This is a genomic window from Nocardia altamirensis NBRC 108246 (assembly GCF_001612685.1).
Classification (GTDB): Bacteria; Actinomycetota; Actinomycetes; order Mycobacteriales; family Mycobacteriaceae; genus Nocardia; species Nocardia altamirensis.
In genome coordinates this window covers 1-2,162 of sequence record NZ_BDAY01000154.1, presented here as the reverse complement: position 1 = coordinate 2,162, position 2,162 = coordinate 1, and the positions used below count along the sequence as shown (strand labels likewise).

The window sequence follows — 2,162 nt, the reverse complement described above, 5'->3', positions numbered from 1 at the left end:
TGTCAACGGCACGCCAATCCGGATCATTTGACGGCAAGTCAATATGGACCATCTGGTCGGTTTAGTTGATGGTTTCAGTCTTCAGTTGTGCCGGCGGCGGCGGGGACGCGGCCGAGGTCGCGGTCCTTGAGCCGGTAGCTGTCGCCTTTGAGGGCGATGACCTCGGCGTGGTGGACGAGGCGGTCGATCATGGCTGCGGCGACGACGTCGTCGCCGAAGACCTCGCCCCAGCGGCCGAAGACCTTGTTGCTGGTCACGATCAGTGAAGCGCGTTCATATCGGGACGAGACCAACTGGAAGAACAGGTTGGCGGCCTCGTTCTCGAACGGGATGTAGCCGACCTCGTCGACCACCAAAAGTGGGTAGCGACCGAGTTTGATCAGCTCGGCTTGCAACCGGCCTGCATGGTGGGCCTCGGCCAGGCGGGAGACCCATTCGGCGGCGGTAGCGAAGGCGACCCGGTGCCCGGCCTGACAGGCGCGGATCGCCAGCCCGATCGCCAGGTGGGTTTTGCCGGTGCCGGGCGGGCCCAGGAATACGACGTTCTCCTTGGCGGTGACGAAGTCGAGGGTGCCCAGGTGGGCGATCACGTCGCGTTTCAAGCCGCGGGAGTGACCGAAGTCGAACTCTTCTAGGGATTTCCGGTAGGGGAAGCGGGCTGAGCGGATGCGGCCCTCACCGCCGTGGGACTCGCGGGCGGAGACTTCTCGCTGCAGGCAGGCGATGAGGAACTCTTCATGGCTCCAGTTCTCGGCGCGGGCGCGTTCGGGCAGCCGTTGGGCGGCTTCGCGTAGTGATGGTGCTTTCAGCGCGCGGGTGAGGAAGCTCAGTTCAGCGGTGAAATCCCTTGTCGTGGTGGATGTTTTCGCAGCGGTGGTGGGGGTCCGTGCGGGCATCAGGCCACCCCGCCTTCGAGATCGATACCCAGTGCGGTGTCGTAGTCGGTCAAGGCGCGTTGCTCAACTTGCGGCTCCGGTGCCGGGCGCAGGACACCGATCCGGCCGCGCCGCAACACTTTCGCCGCTTCGACATGGTCTGGATCGGACAAGGTCTGATGCCAGGCCCAGATCCGTTCGTGATCGGCCACGACCCGCCCGCTGGAGAACACCCGGACCCGGTCCAGGTCGGCGAGGATCTCGATGCGGCGCCCGATCACCGACGGATGCACCGAATAGTCGTTGGAATCCAAGCGAATGTAGTGATCACGAGGCAGCCGCGCCGAGCGCCGCCACCCGGTCTCCGGAGCCACCGGCGGCAACCCCAGCATCGCCTGGCGATCCGCGGTGACCCGATCGGTCGGCGCGCAACCCAGCGCGCGGCGCGGCCGACGATTCACCAACTCCAGCCACTCACCCAGTGGATGTTGAAATCGGTGGGGCTGCTGAATGATCGACCAGGCAGGAACGAACGCTCCAGATAGTCGTGGGCCCGTTCGATCATGCCTTTGGCTTCCGGATCGGCGGGCTTGCAAACAAGCACTTTGGTGCCCAGCGTTCCCCGGAACGCTTGACACTCGGCGGTCAGCTCGCTGCGCCCACCACGCCAACGGCCGATCGCGCCTTCGCCATCCCAAACCAAAACCCTTGGCACCGAACCCAACCCATGAATATGAGCCCACCAGCCCGCGAACAAATCCTCCGCATGCCGCGACGGAATCAACATCGCCATCAGCCACCGCGAATAACCCAACACCATCGTCAGCACCGGCAACTGCTTCGGGCCACGGACCTGCCCGAACCCGACCGGCAACTCGATCGGCGGAAACCAGAAATCACACTGAGCGATCTCACCAGCGACATAGGCGGTCCGCGACGCCGGATCCGGCGGCAGATACGCCGGGCGCAAGTCCGCGACCCGGCCTGACAACACCCGGATCGAGTTCGTCCAACCGATCCGCTCGGCGATCACCGTCGACGGCATCGTCGGATAGGTCTTGAGCAACTCCCGGATCCGCGGCTCGACCGCATCCACGATCGACCCCGTGGCCGCACGCTCGTATTTCGGCGGCCGGTCCGAGGCCAAAGCCCGCTTCACAGTGTTACGGGACACGCCCAACAACCGGGCGATCGCCTGGATCGGCATACCCTCTGACCGGCGCAAACGACGAATCTCAGCCCAATCCTCCACAGCAAGCATCCCTTCGGTCCTCCCTGGTTCGGATA

The 2,162-nt window shown here is 64.7% G+C and carries 1 protein-coding gene and 1 pseudogene; both read right to left on the bottom strand.

Features of this window, described 5'->3' with window-relative positions; all coding sequences use genetic code 11:
- Nucleotides 1-74 precede the first annotated feature (74 nt).
- Nucleotides 75-896 carry an IS21-like element helper ATPase IstB gene (gene istB / locus NA11_RS43570; RefSeq protein ID WP_069167988.1) on the bottom strand — a complete coding sequence of 274 codons (822 nt, stop codon included), beginning with the start codon at nucleotides 894-896 and terminating at the stop codon, nucleotides 75-77.
- A pseudogene (istA, locus tag NA11_RS43565) lies at nucleotides 896-2,136 on the bottom strand (IS21 family transposase). Before istA ends, istB begins: the two are co-directional and overlap by 1 nt.
- Nucleotides 2,137-2,162 lie beyond the last annotated feature (26 nt).

What these genes read in the sequence shown, in the direction of transcription:
- istB (WP_069167988.1), bottom strand. Translation starts at nt 896, where the DNA reads ATGCCCGCACGGACCCCCACCACCGCTGCGAAAACATCCACCACGACA.